We start from the raw sequence: 23072 nt of genomic DNA on the forward strand, positions 1-23072 counted from the left end.
GCACCGTGCGGCCCGACGGCACCGTTCCGCCCGACGCCGCGGTACCGCCCGACGGCACCGTGACACGCGCCCGGCCCTGAGCGGGTTCAGTCGGCGCGGAGCACGCGTGCAGCGACGTCGGGTGGACACCGGTCCTCGACGCGGTACATCCCCCGGGCGTGCGCGACCGGCACCCACGGCAACCACCGACGGTTGAGGCCGAACCCCCGACGCGGGGCGAACGACCAGTGCTCCTGCTGCCACCCGACCCCGCGGAGGTCGAACGCGTGCTCGACCGTCGCGAACATCGTGGTCGTGCCGTGTGTGACCACGCGAGCGACGTCGAGCCAGTGGTCGTCGTGCGTCAGCGCGAACAGCCGGGCGAACACCGAGGCGTTCACGGCGAGGAACCCGTCCGTCATCGACACCCCGGACGCGATGAGCTGGTGTCCGATGGTCGAGACCCCGTGCTTCCAGTGGAGCAGCCCTGGATCGGCGTCCTCCGGCATGGGCACGTCCCAGACGTAGATCCACGTCTCGGCGACCGAGGCCGCGGAGGCGGCCCGGTCCAGCCATTCGGCCCCGCGGGTCGCGTCGTACAGGTCGAGGAACCCCTCGGCGGCCAGGACCGCGGCTTCCTTGTCCACCACGTCGGGATTGTCGAGGGTGCCGCCGGCGTACCACCCGCGGCGTCCGTACTCCCGCCAGACGAACTCGGCGGCACGCACGGCGCCGGCGAGCGCCTCCTCCGACCCCACGGCGACGAGGAACGGCACGACGGTGGCGGTCCCGGACGGCGAGTCGTCGAGCACCTCGCCGGTGCCGGCCACCCAGGCGCGCGGGAGGGAACCGTCGAGGGCCTGGTTCCGGAGCAACCAGCTCGCTGCCCTCGTGACCCAGGCGGCCCAGGGCGGGTGTTCCTCGCCGTGACGGCGTTCGAGCGCCAGGGCGTCGAGCACCGCGAGCGCTCCCTCGGCCACGGCGCGGGCGTACACCGCCGGCTGGTCCCGGAATGTGCGGTACGTGGTCGTCGCACCCGTCACGGTGTCGAACCCCTCGCCAGCGGGCGGGTCCAGGGCGAGCGTGACGAACGAGTCGATGATCGCCAGACCGCTCGCCCGGTACCGCTCGGCCACGGCTCCGTCATCGGTGCTGTCCGCCTCGCGGAGCAGGACGACGGCCGCGTCCGTGTTCGCCCCGACGAACCCCATCACCGCGGCGGTCGCCTCGTCCGTCCGCTGCGGAACGACCGCGTCCGCCTCGAGCGGGACCCCGGTCCGGCCGCCGACCGCCACGACCTGATCGGCCAGGACGGCCGCCGCGCTACGCACGACGTCCGCGATGTCCGCGCTGCGCACGGCCGGGGCGAAGCGGTCCCAGACCCAGCGCCAGGTCTGCCGGACGACGTCGGGGAAGTCGGTCGAGCCTCCCGTCCGCACCGCGACGGCGTACTCCTGGGTCGCGCCGTCGTCCAGGGGGTGGAAGCGGCGCCGCCACGCGTCGAGCTGGAGGAGCGGAAGACCGCCGCTGCTGTAGGTGACGGGTCCTTCGGTGCCGGGGAACCACACGCCGAGCTCCACGCGGTCGCCGGTGCTCCGCGCGCCGATGGACGCGAACGCGAGCCGCGGGTCGACGATCGTCTCGCCACCGTCCTCGACCATCCCGTCGGCGGCGATGGTGTCACCGCGCGGGTCGCGGTGGGCGATGGCCGCCCATCCTCCGTCCTCGAGTCGGATGCCGAACAGCGGTGCCGCGGCACGGTCCTCCCGGACGATCGCGGTGGTGACCCCGGCCCGCCGTGCGTGCACGCCGGCGATGGCGAGCGGCGCGACCTGTGGCGCGTTGCCGTAGGCGACGCCGGGGCAGAACGGCTCGACGCGCTCCCACGGCGCGGCCGCGTCGACCTCGACGACGACCGCCGTGCCGTAGCCGCGGGCGGGCCCCTGGCCGCCGAGGACCGTGACCCGGCGGGCCATGCGGACGTCGTCGCTGTCGGTGTCCCACCGGTCCTCGACCTGGAGGACCGTCCCGCCCCCGACGTCGATGCGTGCGGTGCCGACGAGGCCGTCCGCCGTGACCGTCAGCGACTCGTAGGGCGCGCGGTGCTCGGTCTCGACGCCGGTGTCCGTGTCCGCGTCCGTGTCCGTGTCCGCGTCCGTGTCCGTGTCCGTTCCGGGCTTCCACGTGAGCACCACGACGGGCGCCGCCGCCACGAGCGCCGGACCGCCCCCACCGGGGGTCGTGATGCGGACGCCGAGCCCGCCCGGGACGTCGGTGGCCTCGACGCGCGTGGTCATCCCTTGATGCCGCTCGACGCGATGCTCGGCACGATGAACCGCTGGAACACGAGGAACATCGCCACGACGGGCAGGGTGAGCAGCACCACGCCCGCCATCTGCACCGTCGGCAGCGTGTAGTTCTGCGACTGCAGGCTGTTGAGGCCGAGCGTCAGGACGTACATGTCCTTGTCGCTCGTCATCGTCACCGGGATGAGGAAGCTGTTCCACGTCCACGTGCCGGCGAGGATCGCCTGCGTGGCGATCGCCGTGACCGACAGTGGCAGCCCGATCCGCAGGAAGATCCGGAAGCGGTTCGCGCCGTCGAGCGCCGCGGCCTCCTCGAGGTCCTTCGGGATCGTGCCGAACGACTGCCGCATGAGGAAGATGAGGAGCGGGTTGACGATGAACGGGATGATGAGCGCCGCGTAGGTGTTCAGCCAGCCGAGCTTGACGATCTGCAGGTAGAGCGGGATGAGGTACGCCTGCAGCGGCACGAGCAGGATCACGATGATGCCCGTGAACACGACGCGCTTGCCGCGGAACTGCAGACGGGCCAGCGCCCAACCCGCCAGGGTGTTCACGATGACCGCGCCGGCGACGACGCAGCCCGTGACGATCGCGGTGTTCGCGTACCAGCGTCCGATCGGGGCGTGCGTGAACACGTACGTGTAGTTCGACAGGGTCAGGTGCGACGGCGGGACGATCGAGAAGAAGTCCGCTGGCGACAGGAACGAGCAGTACAGCACGAACAGCAGCGGGGCGACCATGATCAGTCCGAACACGATGAGGAACGTGTACCGGGCGGACCGGGCGACCGTCTGCTGGGTGCGGTGCGAGCGCATCGGGCGACCGGTGCCGCTGGTCGGTGTGCTCGGGCGGGTGACCGCGGTGCGCTGCGTCGAGGTGGCGCTCATGCGTCCTGCTCCTTCGGGCCGAGGAGCCGGCTGACGACGCCGGCGAGGATCACGATGGCGAGCAGGATCACGGTCGCCGCCGAGGCGTACCCGATGTTGCTCAAGCGGAACGCCTGCTGGTAGATGAAGATCACGATCGTCGAGGTCGCACCGGCCGGGCTCCCGAGCACGGTGCCGCCGGAGATGACGTACGCCTGGTCGAAGACCTGGATCGCCTGGATGATCCCGGTCAGCACCACGAACGCGGTGAACGGACGCACGCCCGGCAGCGTCACGCTGAGGAACTGACGGAAGGCGCCCGCACCGTCCATCTCGGCGGCCTCGTACAGGTCCGCCGGGATCGTCTCCATGCCCCCGACGAAGATCACGATGTACAGCCCGACGAACATGTACACGTACACGATCACGAGGAACCACAGCGCCAGGCCGGGGCTCGCGTACCAGGTCGCGTTCGGCAGGCCGAACAGCGACAGTGCGGTGGACGCGATGCCGCCCTTGACGAACAGCTGCATGAAGATCGTCGTGATCGCGACGGTCGATGTCATGTAGGGCACGAAGTACGCGGTGCGGAGTGCGCCCTTGCCGACGGTGGCACCGCGCAGGACGGCGGCGACGACGATCGCCAGGACCGTCTGGACCGGGACGACGCCCGCCACGAAGGTCGCCGTGATCCCGAGGGAGCGGCCGAACGCCGGGTCGGCGAACAGCTGCCCGAAGTTCTGCAGCCCGACGAAGCTGCGCTGGTCGAAGTCGAACTTGCCGACCTGCTGCACGCTGAGCACGACGGACTGCGCGATCGGGTAGGCGAACCACCACAGCAGCAGGACCACCGCGGGGGCGAGCATGAGCCACGCGGCCGGGTTGTCGGTCCGGAGCCAGGCGCGGCGGCGCGACGACGTGGGCCGTCGCGCCGCCCTGATGGAGCTCTTGATGGCACTCACGCCGCTCGGCTACTTCCCGTACTTCTGCTGGAGCTGGTGCAGCAGGGCCGTGGAGCTCGTCGCCTTCTTCGCGACGAGCTGCTGGAACCCGTTGACCAGGTCGTTGCCGAACTCGGTCGACTTGGTCGGGTAGTCGAGCGACTCGCCCTTCGCCAGCACCGAGTTCGTGAACGCCGCGTACTGCGGGGTGTCCTGGCGGTACTGGCTGATGTACTTCGTGGCGGCCGGGACGTACCCGAGCTTGGTCGTGATGATCGCCTTCTGCGAGTACGAGTCGGTCATCGCGGCGATGACGGCCATGTCGACCGCCTTGTCCTTCGACTTCTGGGCGATGCTGAAGCCACCGCCGTAGGTCGCCACCGTCGACGAGGACGCCGTCTTCCCGGGGAGCGTCGTCAGCGTGTACTTCGTCGACGGGTCACTCGTCTGCATGAAGCCGATGTACCAGGGGCCGGCGTCGGACATGGCGGCGTTCCCCTTGCCGAAGGCCTCGCCATCCCAGGTCGCCCCGAGCTGCTCGGCGCTCTCGGCGTCGCCGTTCTTGAACATGGTCAACAGTTGGTCGAGCGCCTGCACGTTCTGCTTCGAGTCGATCGTCGTGCCGCCGTGGTAGCCGCCACCGTTCGCGATCATGTACTGCGTCAGGTGGAACAGGTTCTCGAGCAGCACCACGCCGGGCTTGCCCGTCTTCGCCTTGACCTGCGCCGCGGCCGTCGCGATCTCGGCGAGGGTCTTCGGGGTCGAGGTGACGCCCGCCTCCGCGAGCACGTCCTGGTTGTAGGCGTAGCCCGAGTTCTGCAGGTACGACGGCACCGCGTAGAGCTTGCCGCCGATCTTCCAGCCGTTCACGAGCGCCTTCGGGAACGCGCTGAGCTGGACATCGGTCTTCCCGATCACGTCGTCCATCGACGCGATCGCCCCCTCGGTCGCGTACTCGGCGACCGGTGCCGAGTTGTCCCAGAGGGTGATGTCCGGGGCCGTGCCCGCGGCGAACTGCGTCGGCAGCTGGTTCAGCTGGTCGTCGTAGGTCGGGTAGACGTGCGTCTTGATCGTGACGCCGGGCAGTTCCTTCTCGGCGTGCTTGATGATGTCCGACATGTAGGTGTCGACGACGCCGCCGCCGGAGTACCCGACGGTGACGGTGCCCTTGAGGGACGAGCTCGAGCCGGAGCCCGAGCTGCCCGAGCTGCCCGAGCTGCTGCAGCCGGTGAGCACGAGCGCCGCGGCGATGCCGAGCGCTCCCACTCCGGTGACGGTTCGCGTTCGCTTGATCATGATGGGCCTCCTTGCCCTGGCGTGATGACGGGTGGTGCTGCTGGTTCGGGTTCGGGTCAGGCCTGCGCGGTGGCGGCGTCCGCCAGCGGGAGCCAGACGCGCATGGTCGACGGACCGCGCTCGGCCCACTGGTGGTACGGGCGGAGCCGGACGGTTCCGGGGCGCTGCGCGTCGTGCGCGGGCGAGGCGGCGTACGGCCAGTCCCGCTCGGGCGCGTCGACGGCGACCGCGTCGAGCGCCGCGTCGGTGGCGCCGTCCGCGGTCGGCTCGGCCCCCGGGAGGACCTGGATCGCGTCGACGCGATCGGCGTCCTGGTCGATCGACTCGGCGCAGAGCACGAGCGGCCCGCGCTCCACCGCGACCGTCCCGCGGAGCGCGTCGATCCGTTCGTCCGGGGCCACGAGCCTCGGCTGCGTCGGGAGGTCGAGGGTGACGACGTCGCCGGCACGCCAGGCGCGACGGATCGCGACGGACCCGCCGTCGACCGTCTCGGCTCCCTCGCCGGCGTCGACGGTGGCGCTGCCAGCGGCCCAGCCCGGCACGCGGAGGGTCAGGGTCCACGGCTCGGGCGCGTCCTCGGCGACGACGACCCGCACGCGGCCGTCGAGCGGGTAGTCCGTGGCGACCTCGAGGCGGACCGTGCGGCCGTCGGGCAGCGTCGTGTCGATCCGGCCCTCCGCGTACTGGTGCAGTTGCAGGCCGTCGTCGTCCACCGTCGCCACGTACGCGGTGAGGCTGGCGAGGGTGCGCGCGACGTTCGTCGGGCAGCACGACACCGCGAACCACGGCGCACGCTGGCTCGACGCGGCGCGCTCGCTCGGCTCGTCGACCGCGGCCGGGGTGCCGGGCACGTTCCGCTGCAGCGGGTTCACGTAGAAGAACGCGGTGCCCTGCTCGTCCGGGCTCGTCGCGATGACGTTGTACAGCGTCCGCTCGATGAGGTCGGCGTACCGCTCCTCACCGTCGGCGAGCAGGAGCCGCCAGCTGAACATGATCGACCCGACACCGGCGCAGGTCTCGGAGTAGGCCCGATCGGAGGGCAGTTCGAAGTCGTCGCCGAAGGACTCGCCCTCGTGCCGCGACCCCATGCCACCGGTCAGGTACGTGCGGTGCGCGACCGTGTTGTGCCACTGCGTCCGGAGCGCGTCCGACAGCTCGGCGTCGCCCCGGTCCACGGCGAGGTCGACCGCGCCGGCCGCCAGGTAGAGCGCGCGGACCGCGTGGCCACGGAGCACGTCTGCGTCGCGCACGTGCAGGTCGTCGAGGAAGTACGACGCGGGCACGTCGGGATCGTGCAGCGTGCCGTCCCCGCGGCGCTCGATGAACAGCGCCGCCTGCGTCCGGTACCGCTCGTCACCGGTCACGCGGGCGAGCTCCACGAGCGCGACCTCGATCTCCGGGTGGCCGCACACGCGCTGGTCGCCGTCCGCGCCGAAGACGTCACACACGTGGTCGGCCACGTGGATCGCCGCCTCGACGAACGCGTCGCGGCCGGCGGTGCGGGCGCGCGCCACAGCGGCCTGGATCATGTGCCCGGCGCAGTAGAGCTCGTGGCCCCACTCGAGGTCGGACCAGCGCGGCTGCTGCCCCGGGCCTCCGAAGCGCGTGTTGAGGTAGCCGTCCTCCTGCTGGGCTGCGACGACACGGGCCGACAGGTCCTGGAACGTCTGCTCCACCCAGGCATCACCCGAGCGTCCGGACTCCCACGCGAGCGCCTCGAGGAGCTTGTAGATCTCCGAGTCGGCGAACTCCCGACCTGCGGACGGAGCCTCTCGCCCCTCGGCGGCGCGGTCGAAGTTGCCGACCCAGCCGAGTCGCTCCATCCACTCGAGGCAGTGGCGGAGCGTGGCGCGGGCGTTCGTCGCCTGGCGGTCACCCCAGAAGCCGCCCGTGATCGTGACGTCGGTCATGGGGACGGGGCGGAGGCGGCCCGTCGTCGGCGCGACCACGAGGCCGCGCTGCGAAGTGGGGGTGGTGCTGATGTCGGTCATTCGTGCGTCCTTGCTGCAAATCTCCGGAAAGCTTTACGAACCGTAACTGCCGGGTCTCGATTGCGTCAAGCGGAAAGCTGCCGGTACTGTTTGCGGCAACGGGTTGCCGGTACTGTTCACGGCAGCGGGGTCGACGCCTGGGGCGGTCGGACACAAGAGGGGGCTGCGTGAAGGAACGGCAGAAGGCGGCCACGCTCACGGATGTCGCACGAGCCGCAGGGGTCTCGATCGCCACCGCCTCGCGCGCGCTGAACGGGCGGGGCGAGGTCCGCTCCGAGACCCGCGACCGCGTGTTCGCCGTCGCCGAGCGCCTGTCGTTCCGGCCGAACGTGCTCGCGCAGAACCTGCTCGCAGGGCGCACCGGCACCGTCGGCCTCATCACCTCGGACCTCGAGGGCCGCTTCTCGCTCCCGATCATGATGGGCGCCGAGGACGCGTTCGGCGCCGGTGCCACCCAGATCTTCCTGTGCGACGCCCGTGGCGACACGATCCGTGAACAGCACCACGTCCAGGCGCTGCTGTCGCGCCGGGTCGACGGCCTCATCGTCGTCGGGTCGAGCACCAACCCCCGTGCGTCGCTCGGCGACGACCTGCCGGTCCCCGTCGTCTATGCGTACGCACCGTCCGAGGACCCCGCGGCGCTCTCCGTCGTCAGCGACAACGTGCAGGGTGGCCGGGTCGGCATGCAGCACCTCATCGACGCCGGACGACGGCGCATCGCGCACATCACCGGCGAGATCGAGTACCACGCCGCCCGCGACCGCGCGCGCGGTGCCCTCGATGCGCTCGACGACGCGGGCCTCGAACTCGCGGGCGGACGCGTCCTGCACGGCACCTGGAACGAGGCCTGGGGTCGCGGTGCCGCCCGCATGCTCCTCGAGTCCACGCCCGACGTCGACGCGGTCTTCTGCGGCAGCGATCAGATCGCGCGCGGCGTCGTCGACGTGCTCCACGAGCTCGGGCGCGACGTCCCCACCGAGGTCGCCGTGCTCGGCTTCGACAACTGGGGCGTCGTCACACAGAGCTCACGCCCGGAGCTGAGCAGCGTCGACATGCAGCTCCAGGAACTCGGCCGCATCGCCGCGAACCGCCTGTTCGCCGCGATCGACGGCCAGGACGACGGCGGGCGCACCGAGGTGCCGTGCCGGCTCGTCGTGCGGGGGTCGACGGCGCCGATCGACTGAGCGAGTCCGCCGGCGTGCACAGCAGCTGCACACGCTGATGCGCGTGCAGACGACAAGTGCGCCATCGCGACGACGGCGCAGTTGTCGTCGACGCGCGCGGTCGCGGCGACATGCCGGACGGGAGGGACGGGGCGGGCTCGCCGCGGGCCTCCCGGCCGTGATCATGGGGACGTCAGTACTCGCCCTTGATCACGAAGAACGAGCCGCGGATCTCGCCCGCGAGCTTCGACCGCTGCCGGGCGAACTTGAACTTCGACGCGAGCTCATCGGGGACGTCCATGCCCTGCGAGAGCTTGAAGCCGACCGCCCGCTTGCCGCCGTCCTCGATGCTGTACATCACGTTGATCGCGAGGCCCGACTCGTAGATCACGTACGTCATCCGGAGGCCGTCGACCACGAAGTCGGTGGCCTCGAGCGGGCGGGACGCGATCACGATGTCGCGCTCTTCGGCGAGGATCCGCGTGACGCGGTCGACCGCGTCGGGGGCCTCGTCCGCCGGGGAGGTGACGAACTCGTGGTCGTACTTGTTCTTGTAGTACCGGGCCTCGTTCGCGCGGAGGCCGGCGAGCGCCTCGGCCACCGGCGAGGACTCGAGACCGGCCGTGCTGACGTCCACGAAGTCGACGACGTTCGACATGCGTTCCTCCTCGTTCGGGTGGGTGGGCACCACGGTAGTGCTGATCCACCAGCGTCGGGGATCATCCACAGACGCAGTAGGGCTCTCCGCGACCGACACCCCATGGACGTCCGGGTGTGGGCGGTGATCGAGCACCGCATCCCCGCGGTGATCATCGCGCTCGTGGACTGAGCGGCACCGCGGCGCCCACCCGGATGGTCTCAGCCCCGCTCGCTCCACAGCAGCCAGACCCGGGCGGCGAGCGCGCGGTAGCGGAGGGCCGGACCGGCCGTCGAGGCATCGAACCAGGCGACGAACTCCTCGTGGATGATCCGCTGGACGTCGTCCACCGACGTCGCGTCCGGCAGGCGCAGCGCGATCGTCTCCGCCTCGGGCCGGTACTCGTCGGTGTTCGTCTCGAACGCGATGCCGACCGGATCGGCAGAGAACAGGATCGACTCGAGCTCGGGCACGAACGCCGCCGGGTCCGGAGTGGGCTGGGGGTGCGACGACCGGGAGGCCCGGAACAGTCCGGCGAGCCCGGACCGCGGGCGGCGTGCGGCTTCCGGCCCGGCTCCTGGCACAGTGGCGGTCGTCGCCTGACGTTCGGGGTCACCCGCCACGGTGTCGGGCGCGAGCGGGTCGCTCGTGCCCGCGATCCGCAGAGCATCGTCCCGCAGCGCAAGCTCGGCGACGAGCAGCAGGTGTACGTAGTACACCCGGGCAGCCTCGGGGAACGCGATGAGCGATGCCGACAGTCCGTCAGCGCACTGCCGGAGCCCGCGGGCGGCCTCCGGCGCGAGGACACCCCCAGCGGACACCTCGGTCGCCCAGCCGACGATGTCCGAGTCGATCATGACGGCGTCCACGAGACCGTACTGTTCGCCGCGTTCCACCGCGTCGGGGAACGGCGCTGCTCGGTGCGCGGCGAGTGCGACATCCAGGTCAGTGCTCATCCGGAGGAGCCTAGTGCGGCGAGCGCACCACGCCACGCCTCACCGTGCGCTTGGCCGTGGGGCCCGAGTCGCGGGTCACGACTCGTTGTTGAAGCGGAACGTCTCAGACCAGAGCGCCGCTCGGTGAACACGTCAATACCCGCGAAACTACAACGATCGACGCGTCAGTCTGCGGGGGGGGTGGGACCAACCGTATGAGCATCTGCCACGGACTGACGACGGACTGAGATTCGGAACAACGGATAGATCAGCCGCAGCGACGCAGCGCCCGCCGGAGCGGGGATGAGCGACCGGCAGAGGGTCGCCTATCTGCACCCACCGTCCGTATGCCAACTGGCGATGCGTCTTCGTCCTCGCGCCCGCCCCGCTCCGCGCCCTCCCTCTGCCCCTGGACCCCATAGGATCACAGCAGATTTCAGTGAGGAGAACTCGTGGACGACCTTCGAGACCTGCTCGGCGCTCAGTCGGGAGCCGCCGCGGTTGCCGCCCGAAGCGGCGACTATCAGCTCTTACTTGGTGCGGGAGCCAGCTTTGGCGCTCGAAACAGCAGGGGCGCGTTACTGCCGATGGCACCCGGCCTGGTTACGATGCTGCAGCGTCAGTATCCGGACGCGGTGATTGAGGACGATGTCCCGCTGCAACGCGCTTACCAGCGCGCAGTGAACGAAGTTGGCGCAGACAAGGTCTGGCGCTTCCTCAAGGGAATTTTCGGGTCGACCAATCACGACCCCTGGTTCACCCACCTCGCGGCGCTGCCGTGGGGTCGAATCTGGACACTAAATGTAGACGATGCTTTCGAGCGTGCCTTCCGAAAGGGTGAGCGCAACCGAATTACGGAACTACAGGTAATCGATTGGTCCGACGAATACTCAGAATCGGATTACGTCCAAATTGTCCACCTACATGGGTCCATACTCGGCAACGCACCTTCCCCCCTCGTTTTCTCTTTCTCTGAGTACGCATCGCTCGCACAGAAACGACCCGTTTGGGACTCTATGCTCAAGGGCAGTGTCTCTAGCAAGCCGTTCATCATCGTCGGTGCAAAGGGATTGGGCGAGCCAGACATGGAAGCAACGCTGGTCAATAACAAACCAGCAGCCACTGCCCCCTCAATCATCGTTGATCCGCACGTAACCCCTGGCCAACGTAAGGAGTTCGCCGGTCTCGGCTATCTTGTATTTGAAGGCACCGCTGAACAGTTCACAGAACAATGGACGCAGCTCGTCGAACTCGACAACGCTAATCTTGCACGCCTGTATGAGACGACAGCAATTTCCATCCCTCAGTTCACCGAACTTAAACTCGAGAGCGCACCAGTCCCCTCCCGTAACCACGATCTACTCGGCGGCAGCGAGCCGCTGTGGAACGACGCGCGGATAGGGTCAATAGCCCAATTCGATTGGATGAAGCAGGTTTTGCGTCCGGCCCGTGAATGGGTACTGAACTCTAGTCGAGAATCCTCGCTTCACGTGGTTTTCGGGGAACGCCTCACTGGCCTTTCGTCGGGCCTTCTTTTCGTCGCGGCGGAACTCCGTAGGCTAGGAGCCACGGTTCTGCAGTTCGATCGAGTAGCCAGGTTCGAGCGGAAGCGCGTCATCGACTTCTGCACCGGGCGAGGTCCAGTCGTGGTTGTCTGCGATGCTTCGCACGAGTTCGCGGTCTTCTTCAACGATCTACTGAAGGACGCCGCACGAACGCCGGACTGCGATCTGCTAATTCTCTTTGGCGAAAAGCGCTTCCACGAATTACAGGTTGATAATCACTTCAAGTCGAACGAGATTCGTCGAACCACGACCGACATCTTCAGCCGACGAAACAAGGCCGATGCCCATCAAATCGTCGGCCTCCTCGATAGGCGCGGGCGATTGGGCCAGTTGGAACAGCAATCCCCCGAATCCCGTCGCTCGCACTTCAACGGTCGAGACATTTTCTCGGCCATGGCTGAAGTTGAGCGAGGCCAGGGCTTTCAGCAACGCCTCGGCACCGAACTTCGCTCGTTGAAGACAACTTGGCACCGGGATCTACTTCTTATGCTCGCAATAGCTTCCTTTGGGAGCCATCAAGTTAGCGTACAAGAAGCTGCTTTCGGCGTTCAGGTGAGCACGCAGCAGCTCCTGAAGGAATGCGCAGAGAACCCGAGCTTGAATGCGCTCGTGGAAGTGGCAGGAGATCTGATCTTCGCCAGGCAACGCAGTTCAAGCCTGGAGCGACTCTTCGAAGGGACTGAGTCCGACGAACGACTGACTGCTTTATCTCAAGTCACTCGAGCTCTCTCGGGTCTAGCGACCAGTCAGGGGTTGAAGGAGAAAAACCGCGCCTCGTCCCTTGTGGGGGGACTAATGGTGGCGCGGACTCTCCGCACCGTCTTCCCCGGAGCCATCATCGATCGATATTATGAGGCGCTGTTCCCCGAGTTCGCACATTGGAATGCTCGCTACTGGGAGCAGAGAGCCATCAACGCGAAGCTGGAGGGCAAATGGGGGCCTGCAGAGAGCTGGGCAAGCCGTGCCGTCACGCTCAAAGATGACCCATATACGCGCACAACCCTGGGTACAATTCTGATTAACAAAGCGTCCGTGCTGGCGGAGTATGGCGACGCGACGTGGATCGATCTATACAGGCGGGGCAAGGACGAACTTGACGTCGCCCTTCAAATGGACGCAGGGAATAGAGTCGCGGCCGTCTCGTTCCTCGAAAACACACTTCAACTACTCCGCTCGACGTTGAGAGCATCGCCGGAGCTGGCCTCTTCCGAAGAGCTCTCCGTGATCCGAGCGGACTGGACCATGGGGTATGCCAACGTTCAACTCGTTGGCTCGGTCGAAGACTCCGCTCGCAGGAGAGCTACGGAGCTTCGGAGGGCCTTCGATGCGCTCGATGTGCAACTCTCTGACGGGCGGACGACTCACTCAGAGCGACACGCGAACACCACGGGGGCCGCTGGGAGGTCGCGACGAGGCAGAGGTCGGAGCAGCGGGCATAACCGCGGGCAGAACGGTGACGCGACGCGACGTCGCGGCCAACACTGACGCGTTGTCTGTCAGTGCTAGCCCATCCCCCAGACCCGCGCGCACAGTGAAATGCAGCACGGGTACCGATCGATGAGGGGGGCCGGGGGAAGGGTGCCCCGGCCCCCCGTGTCGAAGACGCTGGGCCGACATGAGCGCCGAGCGTGACGAAACGGGCATGGCGTGGTGCACCTTGATCGCTGTAGACCCGGACGGAAGGCTGGGGTGGCCCGAGTGGCAACACTCGGGCCACCGGCTTAAGCAGCAGCGAGTCGCATACGCGCGTGATCTGAATCTTGACGCGGGCACAGGCCGTAGGGCGTGTCCGAGTCGATCGGGTCAAGGCAAGCGCGACAGGGTACTGGGACGCGTGCGACCGGCCAGTCTCTGCTGGTTGACCGGAGGTGTAGGTCCGTTTCGCCCTCCGTCGTCAAGACTTCTTCCCCTCCTGTCCTTGCCTGTCCTTTCCTCTCCTTTCCTAGAGCGTGACCGGTCACGTCACCAGTCACGGCGGTTGATGGTGGCAGTCGTTCCTTGCCTGCCCGATGCTTGCGGCTCGTCTGACGACTTCGCTCTCGCTGCGCTGCAAGCGCCGCAGCGGTCGTCTGCGTCTCAGCCCAGCGCAGTACGCGGTACCCCGTTCCCTCGGACGCCCAGAGCGCAGCCCTCACCAGCTCCTCCACCGCTAAGTCGCTTACGCCCTCCGGGTGCAGAAAGCGCAGTTGCGACCGCGCGATGAAGCCGTCGCTTTGTTGTTTGTTGGCGAGCATCAGGGAGTAGGTGAAGATGCGCCAGGCAGGATCGGAGACCAAATCCATCCGAGGGTCATGCAACCATCGCGATGGGAGGCGGGAGTCCACCATGTCTCGGCGACCACGGGAACCCTCCACACCAGAACACGATCCATTACTGGTGGACGAAGACGCTCCGCGCTGCCGATGCCGAACCGACGCGCCTGCACGACCTGCGGCACTTCTATGCGTCCGGACTTATCGCTGCGGGCTGCGACGTTGCCACGGTCCAGCGAGCCCTCGGGCATGCGAAGGCGACGACCACATTGCAGACGTACACCCACCTCTGGCCGACGGCCGAGGACCGGGCTCGAACAGCGGCCGCGGGGATCATGAGCACAGTTTTCGCGGCTCCGACGGACCAGATCCGGACTAAACGGGCCGGAAGCGCCTAGATCGCACTGTTTACCTAGGGTGTCAGTTGTTGAACCGGAACTCCACCACGTCGCCGTCCTGCATGACGTAGTCCTTGCCCTCGATGCGGGCGACCCCACGGGACCGTGCCTCGGCGATCGACCCCGCGGCGATGAGGTCGTCGAACGAGATCACCTCGGCCTTGATGAAGCCCTTCTCGAAGTCGGTGTGGATGACGCCCGCGGCCTGCGGCGCCTTCCAGCCCTTGCCGATCGTCCAGGCGCGGGACTCCTTGGGACCGGCGGTCAGGAACGTCTGCAGCCCGAGGGTGTCGAACCCGATACGGGCGAGCTGGTCGAGCCCGGACTCCGGCTGCCCGGTGGCCTCGAGGAGCTCCTGCGCCTCGTCCGGCTCGAGGTCGATGAGCTCGGACTCGATCTTGGCGTCGAGGAACACGGCCTGCGCGGGGGCGACGAGCGCGGCGAGCTCCGCCTTGCGGGCGTCGTCGGTGAGCACGGCCTCGTCGACGTTGAACACGAAGATGAACGGCTTGGCCGACAGGAGCCCGAGCTCCTTGATCGGGGCCAGGTCGATGGACGTGGCGGACAGGAGCGTGCCCTGCTCGAGCGCGGCACGGGCCTCCCGGGCGGTCTCGAGGACCGCGGGCTCCGCCTGCTTGAGCTTCACCGTCTTCTCGTACCGGGGCAGGGCGCGGTCGATGGTCTCGATGTCAGCGAGGATGAGCTCGGTGTTGATGACCTCGAGGTCGTCGCGCGGCGAGACCTGGCCGGACACGTGCACGACGTCGTCGTCCGCGAAGCCGCGGACGACCTGCGCGATGGCGTCGGCCTCGCGGATGTTCGCGAGGAACTTGTTGCCGAGACCCTCGCCCTCGCTCGCGCCCTTGACGATGCCCGCGATGTCGACGAACGACACGGGAGCCGGCAGGACCTTCTCCGAGTGGAAGAGGTCCGCGAGCTGCTGCAGGCGCGGGTCCGGCAGGCTGACGACGCCGACGTTCGGCTCGATGGTCGCGAACGGGTAGTTCGCCGCCAGGACCTGGTTCTTCGTCAGGGCGTTGAACAGGGTCGACTTGCCGACGTTCGGGAGTCCGACGATCGCGATGGTGAGTGCCACGACGGACAAGCCTAACGGCGGCGGCAGGGAGGAACGGTGCGGGCCCGCCCCGCACTTCCGGTCCGGCGGCGGCCGGGAGGGACGGTGCGGGCCCGCCCCGCACCTCCCGGTCCGGCGGCGGGCGACGGACGCGGCGTGTGACACGAGGGGATGTCGGAGCGTCGTGCGAGCATGGCGACGTGCCCCTGGACTTCACCGCGATCGACTTCGAGACGGCCAACGGATCGAGCGCCTCGGCGTGTTCGGTCGGACTCGTCAAGGTGCGCGACGGCGTGGTCGTGGAACGGGCCTCCTGGTACATCCGGCCGCCGGTCGGGCACGACGCGTTCCTCGAGTGGAACACGCGGATCCACGGCATCGTCGCCGAGGACGTCATCGACGCCCTCGGCTGGGCAGAACAGTACGTCGAGCTGTGTGCCTTCGCCGGCGAGGACGTCCTGACGGCCCACAACGCCCGGTTCGACATGGGCGTGATCGCGGGCGGGTGCGCGGCCACGGGGATCGACGTCGTGGCCCACCGGCACCTCTGCAGCCTGCAGGTCGCTCGACGCACCTACCAGCTCGAGTCCTACCGGCTCCCGATGGCTGCGGGCGCGGCCGGGTTCGACGGCTTCCGCCACCACGACGCCCTCGCCGACGCCGAGGCCTGCGCCGCGATCATCGTGCACGCTGCCGCGCAGCACGGCGTCGACTCGCTCGAGGGGCTGTCGACGGCCACGAACGCCAAGCTCGGGACGGTCCAGGCGCGGACGTCCGAGCCCCGCGGCGACCGCGCGATGGCCTTCGCCGACTGAGTTCCCGCTCGGGTCACCCGCCCGCAGCATGGGCCCGCGGGCGGTGTCGGGGGTCGCTGCCACGCTCGGGGACATGGACGCTCTCCTGCTCGTCGTCGGACTGCTCGTCGGGGCCGCGCTCGGCGCCCTCGTGGCGTGGTCGGTGGTGCGTGGCCGCACCGGCGCCGACCTCGCGACCGCCCGGGCGACGGCCGACGGTCTCCGCGCCCAGCTGGACCGTGCCGTCGCCGACGCTGCCGCGCACGACGCCGAGCGGGCCCAGGAGCACGCCGACCGCCTGGCCATGCAGGACGCCCAGTACCGCCGGCAGGTCGAGTCGCTCGAGCGCCGGGCCGCCGAGCTCGAGCACATCGTCTCCCGCATGCACGGTGCCGACACGACGCGGACCGAGCAGGAGTCCCGCGTCCTCACGGCGCTCGGGCCGGTCGCGGCCACGCTCGAGCAGATGCAGCGGACGGTGACGGCGCTCGAGCGCAGCCGCGGGGAGCAGTACGGCGCGCTGTCGGCACAGCTCCGTGCCGCGGTCGAGTCCGAGGAGCGACTGCGCGCCACCGCCGAGACCCTCGCGAGCGCGTTGTCGTCGAACAGCACCCGCGGCGTGTGGGGCGAGACCCAGCTGCGGAACGTGGTCGAGGCCGCGGGGCTGCTGGAACGCGTCGACTTCGACGTCCAGTCGAGCGTCACCACCACCGCGGGGGCCGCCCGTCCGGACATGGTCGTGCACCTGCCGGGCGGCAAGTCGATCGCCGTCGACGCGAAAGTCCCGTTCAGCGCCTACCTCGAGGCCACGAGCATCCCCGAGACCGCCACGGGTGAGGCCGCCGCCCGACGCCGGGCACTGCTCGACCAGCACGTGCGCGCCGTCCGCGCCCACGTCGACGCTCTGGCCGCGCGTGAGTACTGGTCCGGGTACGACGCCTCACCGGAGCTGACGATCGCGTTCATCCCGTCCGAGTCCCTGGTGTCGAGTGCACTGGCCGCGGATCCGGGGCTGCTCGACCACGCGTTCCGGAAGCGGATCGCACTCGCCTCGCCGGTGACGCTGTGGTCGGTCCTGAAGACCGTCGCGTTCAGCTGGCAGCAGGACGTCGTCACCCTGGAGGCCCGCGAGCTGTTCCGCGTGTCCCGCGAGCTGTACGGGCGGCTCGCGACGATGGCCGGGCACGTGGACAAGCTCGGTCGGACGATCCGCGGGACCGTGGTCGACTACAACCGCTTCGTCGGTTCGCTCGAGCGGCAGGTGCTGCCGTCGGCCCGTCGCCTGTCGCTGCTCGACGAGGCCAAGGTGATCGCCGAACCCACCCCCGTCGAGGACGAGCCCCGCCTGCTCACCGCGCCGGAGCTCGTCGCCGCGGTCGACGACGACTGACAGCGACCGGCCACCGGCGACGGCGACGGGTCGCTGAGCTCGGTGAGATCGCAGTTGTTGCCGTTCCGACGGTGGTCAGAACGGCAACAGGTGCGATCTCGCGAGGGGGGTGGGGGTCAGAACCACTTCTCGACGCGGTGGTCGGCCTGGATCCGGCGGACGGTGCCGGAGTGCGAGCGGAGCACGATCGAGTCGGTGTGGATGACACCGCGCGAGCGCCGGACGCCGTCGACGAGCACGCCGTCGGTCACACCCGTCGCCACGAAGAACGTGTTGTCGCCCGTGACCAGGTCGTCCTGGTCGAGCACGCGGTCGAGGTCGTGCCCGGCGTCCATGGCCTTCTGCCGCTCGTCGTCGTCCTTGGGCTGCAGCTGCCCCAGGATCACGCCGCCGAGCGCCTTGATCGCGCAGGCGGTGATGATGCCCTCGGGCGTCCCGCCGACACCGACGCACATGTCGATCTTCGATCCGGGCATCGCCGCCGAGATCCCGCCGGCGACGTCACCGTCGAGCAACAGCCGCGTGCCGGCACCCGCCGCGCGGATCTGCCGGATGAGCTCCTCGTGCCGGGGACGGTCCAGGACGGCGATCTGCATGTCCTCGATGTCCTTGTGCTTCGCCTTCGCCAGCGCACGGATGTTCTCGCCGACGGGCTTGTGCAGGTCGAGGACCCCGCGCCCCTCGGGGCCGGCCGCGATCTTGTTCATGTAGAACACCGCCGACGGGTCGTACATCGACCCGCGGTCCGACACCGCCATCACCGAGATCGCGTTCTGCCGCCCGGCCGCGGTGAGCGAGGTGCCGTCGATCGGGTCCACCGCGATGTCACACGCGGGTCCGTGCCCGTTGCCGACGTGCTCGCCGTTGAACAGCATGGGCGCCTGGTCCTTCTCGCCCTCACCGATCACGACCACGCCGTCGAAGTTGACCGTGCCGAGGAACTTGCGCATCGCGTCGACCGCGGCACCGTCGGCGAGGTTCTTCTCACCCCGCCCCACCCACGGCTGCGCGCGGATCGCCGCCGCCTCGGTCGCACGCACGAGCTCGAGCGCCAGGTTGCGGTCGGGCTGGAGGAACAGGGCACCGGTGTCAGTCGCATTCACCCGTCCAGCGTACCGAGCCGCTTCCCAGTGGACGTTCGGGCGTCCCAGAGCTGAGCGACAGCTGTAGTCCGGAGCCGGACGGCGCGCCGGGCGGGAGGCCGCCCTCGACCACCTGTGACCGGCCTCCCGGCCCCTGGCTACGATCGTGGACGGATCGACACGTCGAAGGAGAGCCGAGATGCCCATCGCAACCCCCGAGCAGTACGCCGAGATGATCGACCGCGCGAAGGCCGGCAAGTTCGCGTACCCGGCCGTGAACGTCTCGTCGTCGCAGACGATCAACGCCGTCCTGCAGGGCCTGACCGAGGCGGGGTCGGACGGCATCATCCAGGTGACGACGGGCGGTGCCGACTACTTCGCCGGCCACACGGTCAAGAACCGGGCCGCTGGCGCGCTGGCCATGGCGGCGTTCGCCCACGAGGTCGCCAAGAACTACCCGATCACGGTGGCGCTCCACACCGACCACTGCCCCAAGGACGCGCTCGACTCGTTCGTCCTGCCGCTCATCCAGGCGAGCGAGGACGAGATTCGGCAGGGCCGCGACCCGATCTTCCAGTCCCACATGTGGGACGGTTCCGCGATCCCCCTCGACGAGAACCTCGAGATCGCGAAGACGATGATCCAGAAGACCCGCAACATCAACGCGATCCTCGAGGTCGAGATCGGCGTCGTCGGCGGCGAGGAGGACGGCGTCAAGCACGAGGGCACGAACGAGGCCCTGTACACGACGCTCGGCGATGTCGAGAAGGCCGTCGAGGCGCTCGGCATGGGCGACGAGGGCCGGTGGATCGCCGCGCTGACGTTCGGCAACGTGCACGGCGTCTACAAGCCGGGCAACGTCAAGCTCCGTCCGGAGCTCCTCGGCGAGATCCAGCGCGGCATCGCCGAGCACCACGGCACCGGTCAGAACCCGCTCGACCTCGTGTTCCACGGCGGCTCCGGGTCGTCCGACGACGAGATTCACGAGGCCGTGTCGAACGGCGTCATCAAGATGAACATCGACACCGACACGCAATACGCGTTCACGCGCGACATCGCCGACTCGATGTTCACGAACTACACCGGCGTGCTCAAGGTCGACGGCGAGGTCGGGAACAAGAAGCAGTACGACCCGCGGGCCTGGGGCAAGAAGGCCGAGACCGCCATGGCCGCCCGCGTCGTCCAGGCGGCGAAGGTGCTCGGGTCGGCCGGACAGTCCCAGAGCTGAGCGTGACCGACCCCGACGCCCTCGCCCCAGACTTCGCGTCGTTCGTCGTCGACGCGCCCACGGCCCTCCACGCCGCGGACGCTGCGGCCCGCCGGCTCGTGGCGGCCGGGTTCACACAGCTCGACGAGCTCGACGACTGGCCGACCGACGCCGGCGCGTACCTCGTCGTGCGCGACGGCGCCGTCATCGCATGGCGACTGCCGGCGAGCGCGACGCCCACCACCCCGTTCCGGATCGTCGGCGCCCACACGGACTCCCCCGGGTTCCGCGTCAAGCCGAACCCGGTGGTCCGGAACGCGGGGTGGGAGCAACTCGACGTCGAGGTGTACGGCGGACCGATCCTCTCGACCTGGTTCGACCGCGACCTCCGCATCGCCGGTCGCGCGGTCCTCGCCGACGGCAGCACGACCCTCGTGGCGACCGAGGCCGTCGCGCGCATCCCCAACCTGGCCATCCACCTGGACCGCGGGGTGAACGAGGGTGCGGCGATCGACCGACAGCGACATGTGCTGCCCGTGGTCGGTACCGACGGCGGCACCCTCGGCGGGCCGGACGTCGTCGAGTGGCTCCGCGCCCGGATCCCCGGCGACGTCGTGGCCTGGGACCTGTTCCTCGCCGACACGCAGGCCCCGGCCCGCATCGGGATCGACGGCGCGTTCCTGGCGTCCGGGCGCATGGACAACCTGACGAGCGTGCACGCCGGGCTCCGTGGGGTCATCGCGGCGCCCGGGGACGCCGACCACGTCCCCGTGTTCGCGGCGTTCGACCACGAGGAAGTGGGCTCCGCCACCCCGTCGGGTGCGTCCGGACCCTTCCTCGAGGACGTCCTGCGCCGTGTCCAGGCCGGACTCGGCGCGACGGTCGGCGAGGCGGCGCGGGCGTTCCGCGCGTCGTGGCTGCTCTCGAGCGACGCCGGACACCTGGTGCACCCGAACCACGGCGAGAAGCACGACCCGGCGAACCGGCCCCGACCGGGCGCGGGTCCGTTGCTCAAGATCAGCGCGAACCAGCGGTACATGACCGACGCCCGGGGCGAGGCCGTGTTCGCCGCCGCATGCGCCGCGGCCGGCGTCGCGTACCAGCCCTTCGTCAACCACAACGGCATCCCCGGCGGCTCGACCATCGGTCCACTCGCCGCGACCCGGCTCGGGATCCCCACCGTGGACATCGGCGTCGGGCTGCTGTCCATGCACTCGGCGCGGGAGCTCGTGCACGTGGACGACCTCGCGGCCCTCCACGCGGCGGTGGGCGCGTTCCTGGTCGGTTGAGCCCGGCTCGGTCCGGCCGCTGATCGGCGCGGTGCGGCCACCGGATCGGTGACGCTCGGCCGCCGCTCCGTGGCGCTCGGTCAGAGCCCGCTGTGCGTGACCATCCAGGTGACGTACGCGGGGTCGTGCGCGAGCACGACGACGTAGACGACGACCGAGAACGCCCCGGCGACCGCACCACCGACGAGCGGCACCCAGAACGTGACCCGGCGACGGCGGAGGCGCGCCACCGACCACCACACCGTGCCGATCAACAACACGAGGTCCACGACCGCGCACAGCGCGCTCGCAGGCACGAGCGCCTCCGGGTGGGCGAGCTCGGTGTAGCGCGCGGCGATCTGGTCGGCGATGGTCGCGGCGGTGTGACTGATGCCGAAGAGCTGCTGCACGACGGTCGTGAACCCGAACGCCAGCAGCAGCACCGTCAGGAGCAGGTCTCCGGGGGACGCACCGAACCGGCCGGACGTCGGCACCGCGGGACGGGATCGCCCCGGTGCACGGCCGGGAGGCCCGACCCGGCCCACCGGAACCGGCCTTCGTTGGTCGTCGGCCTCGGCCCGGCGCCGTTCCGCCGCCTCGCGTTCACCGCGTGCGCGCTCGACCTCGACCGGATTGACCCAGCCCTCGGGCGCGTACTCGCCGTACTGCGGGGCGGGCCGACCGACGGTGCGGCCGGCAGCGTCGGCCGGATCCGGACGGCGTTCGGGAGTGGGACCATCGCCGGACGCGGGAGGGGCCTCCCGGCCGACGGGATCGGAGGGCCGACCGCCGGACGCGGGAGGGGCCTCCCGGCCGTCGGTCGCGTCGCTCACCGGGTACGGCCACCCAGGGCGCGCGCGTCGCGCTGTCCCGTCGCGTCCGTGCGGAGCTCCTTCGGCAGCGAGAACATGAGGTCCTCGTGCGCGGTGACGACCTCGTCCACCGTGCCGAAGCCGGCGTCCGCGAGCTGTTCGAGCACCTCGCGCACCAGGACCTCGGGGACGGAGGCGCCGGAGGTGACGCCCACGGTCTGCACGCCGTCGAGCCACTCCTGTTGGATCTCCTCGGCGTAGTCGACGCGGTGCGCGGCCTTGGCACCGTGCTCGAGCGCGACCTCGACCAGGCGGACGCTGTTCGACGAGTTCGCGGAACCGACGACGATCACCAGGTCGGCGTCGGCCGCCACCTTCTTGATCGCGACCTGGCGGTTCTGCGTGGCGTAGCAGATGTCGTCGGACGGCGGGTTCTCGATGAGCGGGAACTTCTCGCGCAGCAGGCGGACGGTCTCCATCGTCTCGTCGACGCTCAGCGTGGTCTGCGAGAGCCAGACGAGGTTCGTCGGGTCCGGGACCTCGAGCGCGGCGACGTCCTCGGGGCCGTTGACGAGGATCGTGCGCTCCGGGGCGTGCCCCATCGTGCCCTCGACCTCTTCGTGCCCGGCGTGACCGATGAGGATGATCGTGCGGTCGGCCTTGGCGAACCGCAGGGCCTCGCGGTGGACCTTCGTGACGAGCGGGCAGGTCGCGTCGATCGCGTGGAGGTCGCGGTCGGCCGCCCCCTGCACGACCGCGGGCGAGACCCCGTGGGCGCTGAAGACGACGTGCGCGCCGTGCGGGACCTCGGCGACGTCGTCGACGAACACGGCGCCCGCCTGTTCGAGCGTCGACACGACGTGGACGTTGTGGACGATCTGCTTGCGGACGTACACGGGCTGCCCGTACTGCTCGAGCGCCTTCTCGACCGCGATGACGGCACGGTCGACCCCGGCGCAGTACCCACGAGGGGCGGCGAGGAGGACCTTCTTGGTGCCGGCGACCGGTTCGTCCCGGAGTCGGCCGCGAGCCGCCGGGACGCGGGGCGGCGCGAGCTGCACGGTGCGTCCGTTGGTGATCGTCACGCATCGATCCTAGGTGCCGACGCTGACACG

18 protein-coding genes are annotated in these 23072 nt (G+C 69.4%); 7 read left to right on the forward strand and 11 right to left on the reverse strand.

What is annotated here, in order from left to right:
* Nucleotides 1-86: 86 nt before the first annotated feature.
* The 5 genes from DEI81_RS11630 to DEI81_RS11650 are packed head-to-tail and all read right to left on the reverse strand — an operon-like array spanning nucleotide 87 to nucleotide 7379.
* Complete coding sequence (locus DEI81_RS11630; protein WP_111010880.1) at nucleotides 87-2276, reverse strand: hypothetical protein; 2190 nt, start codon at nucleotides 2274-2276, stop codon at nucleotides 87-89.
* Nucleotides 2273-3172 (reverse strand): carbohydrate ABC transporter permease, encoded by a 900-nt coding sequence (locus DEI81_RS11635; protein ID WP_111010881.1) that lies wholly within the window; start codon nucleotides 3170-3172, stop codon nucleotides 2273-2275. The genes DEI81_RS11630 and DEI81_RS11635 overlap by 4 nt, the downstream gene beginning before the upstream one ends.
* Nucleotides 3169-4113 carry a carbohydrate ABC transporter permease gene (locus tag DEI81_RS11640; protein ID WP_111010882.1) on the reverse strand — a complete coding sequence of 315 codons (945 nt, stop codon included), beginning with the start codon at nucleotides 4111-4113 and terminating at the stop codon, nucleotides 3169-3171. The genes DEI81_RS11635 and DEI81_RS11640 overlap by 4 nt, the downstream gene beginning before the upstream one ends.
* A 9-nt stretch (nucleotides 4114-4122) precedes the next feature.
* On the reverse strand, nucleotides 4123-5388 hold the full coding sequence (locus tag DEI81_RS11645) for an ABC transporter substrate-binding protein (RefSeq protein WP_111010883.1): 1266 nt from the start codon (nucleotides 5386-5388) through the stop codon (nucleotides 4123-4125).
* Nucleotides 5389-5444: 56 nt separating this feature from the next.
* Nucleotides 5445-7379, reverse strand: coding sequence for a glycoside hydrolase family 127 protein (locus DEI81_RS11650; RefSeq protein ID WP_111010884.1), 1935 nt, complete (start codon nucleotides 7377-7379; stop codon nucleotides 5445-5447).
* Nucleotides 7380-7546: 167 nt separating this feature from the next.
* Here DEI81_RS11650 and DEI81_RS11655 point away from each other — a divergent pair, with 167 nt between their 5' ends.
* The gene (locus DEI81_RS11655; RefSeq protein ID WP_111010885.1) at nucleotides 7547-8563 is read left to right on the forward strand and encodes a LacI family DNA-binding transcriptional regulator; all 1017 of its coding nucleotides are present in this window, start codon (nucleotides 7547-7549) and stop codon (nucleotides 8561-8563) included.
* 172 nt (nucleotides 8564-8735) lie between these two features.
* Here the strand turns inward: DEI81_RS11655 and DEI81_RS11660 are convergent, their stop codons facing one another.
* Both DEI81_RS11660 and DEI81_RS16430 read right to left on the reverse strand, forming a co-directional pair.
* Entirely contained in the window at nucleotides 8736-9200 is a 465-nt protein-coding gene (locus tag DEI81_RS11660; protein WP_111010913.1) for a phage tail protein, read from the reverse strand.
* A 200-nt stretch (nucleotides 9201-9400) separates the two neighbouring features.
* The gene (locus DEI81_RS16430) at nucleotides 9401-10135 is read right to left on the reverse strand and encodes a hypothetical protein (protein WP_220035681.1); all 735 of its coding nucleotides are present in this window, start codon (nucleotides 10133-10135) and stop codon (nucleotides 9401-9403) included.
* A 431-nt stretch (nucleotides 10136-10566) separates the two neighbouring features.
* Between DEI81_RS16430 and DEI81_RS11670 the strand changes: the two genes are divergently transcribed.
* A complete protein-coding gene (locus tag DEI81_RS11670) occupies nucleotides 10567-13164 on the forward strand; it encodes an SIR2 family protein (RefSeq protein WP_111010886.1) in 2598 nt (865 codons plus the stop codon).
* A gap of 820 nt (nucleotides 13165-13984) precedes the next feature.
* Nucleotides 13985-14329, forward strand: a complete 345-nt coding sequence (locus tag DEI81_RS11675) for a tyrosine-type recombinase/integrase (protein ID WP_258368675.1) — start codon at nucleotides 13985-13987, stop codon at nucleotides 14327-14329.
* Nucleotides 14330-14351: 22 nt separating this feature from the next.
* Here DEI81_RS11675 and ychF read toward each other — a convergent pair whose 3' ends face one another.
* Nucleotides 14352-15425: a redox-regulated ATPase YchF gene (ychF, locus tag DEI81_RS11680; protein WP_111010887.1), complete on the reverse strand. Its 1074-nt coding sequence runs from the start codon at nucleotides 15423-15425 to the stop codon at nucleotides 14352-14354.
* Between the two features lie 179 nt (nucleotides 15426-15604).
* On the opposite strand from ychF, the gene DEI81_RS11685 reads away from it, so the two are divergent.
* Entirely contained in the window at nucleotides 15605-16219 is a 615-nt protein-coding gene (locus tag DEI81_RS11685; RefSeq protein WP_111010888.1) for an exonuclease domain-containing protein, read from the forward strand.
* A gap of 73 nt (nucleotides 16220-16292) precedes the next feature.
* Nucleotides 16293-17588 carry a DNA recombination protein RmuC gene (locus DEI81_RS11690; protein ID WP_111010915.1) on the forward strand — a complete coding sequence of 432 codons (1296 nt, stop codon included), beginning with the start codon at nucleotides 16293-16295 and terminating at the stop codon, nucleotides 17586-17588.
* Between the two features lie 116 nt (nucleotides 17589-17704).
* Here the strand turns inward: DEI81_RS11690 and glpX are convergent, their stop codons facing one another.
* Complete coding sequence (glpX, locus tag DEI81_RS11695; protein ID WP_111010889.1) at nucleotides 17705-18691, reverse strand: class II fructose-bisphosphatase; 987 nt, start codon at nucleotides 18689-18691, stop codon at nucleotides 17705-17707.
* A 178-nt stretch (nucleotides 18692-18869) separates the two neighbouring features.
* Here glpX and fbaA point away from each other — a divergent pair, with 178 nt between their 5' ends.
* Complete coding sequence (gene fbaA, locus DEI81_RS11700) at nucleotides 18870-19898, forward strand: class II fructose-bisphosphate aldolase (RefSeq protein ID WP_111010890.1); 1029 nt, start codon at nucleotides 18870-18872, stop codon at nucleotides 19896-19898.
* A gap of 2 nt (nucleotides 19899-19900) precedes the next feature.
* A complete protein-coding gene (locus DEI81_RS11705; protein ID WP_111010891.1) occupies nucleotides 19901-21166 on the forward strand; it encodes a M18 family aminopeptidase in 1266 nt (421 codons plus the stop codon).
* A gap of 80 nt (nucleotides 21167-21246) precedes the next feature.
* On the opposite strand, the gene DEI81_RS16435 is transcribed toward DEI81_RS11705, so the two are convergent.
* Together DEI81_RS16435 and DEI81_RS11715 are read right to left on the reverse strand one after the other, a co-directional pair.
* Nucleotides 21247-21978 carry a DUF6264 family protein gene (locus DEI81_RS16435; RefSeq protein ID WP_111010892.1) on the reverse strand — a complete coding sequence of 244 codons (732 nt, stop codon included), beginning with the start codon at nucleotides 21976-21978 and terminating at the stop codon, nucleotides 21247-21249.
* Nucleotides 21975-23042, reverse strand: coding sequence for a 4-hydroxy-3-methylbut-2-enyl diphosphate reductase (locus DEI81_RS11715; RefSeq protein ID WP_111010893.1), 1068 nt, complete (start codon nucleotides 23040-23042; stop codon nucleotides 21975-21977). Before DEI81_RS11715 ends, DEI81_RS16435 begins: the two co-directional genes overlap by 4 nt.
* Nucleotides 23043-23072: the final 30 nt, after the last annotated feature.

It is taken from the genome of Curtobacterium sp. MCBD17_013, from assembly GCF_003234565.1.
In the GTDB taxonomy this organism is placed as follows: domain Bacteria; phylum Actinomycetota; class Actinomycetes; order Actinomycetales; family Microbacteriaceae; genus Curtobacterium.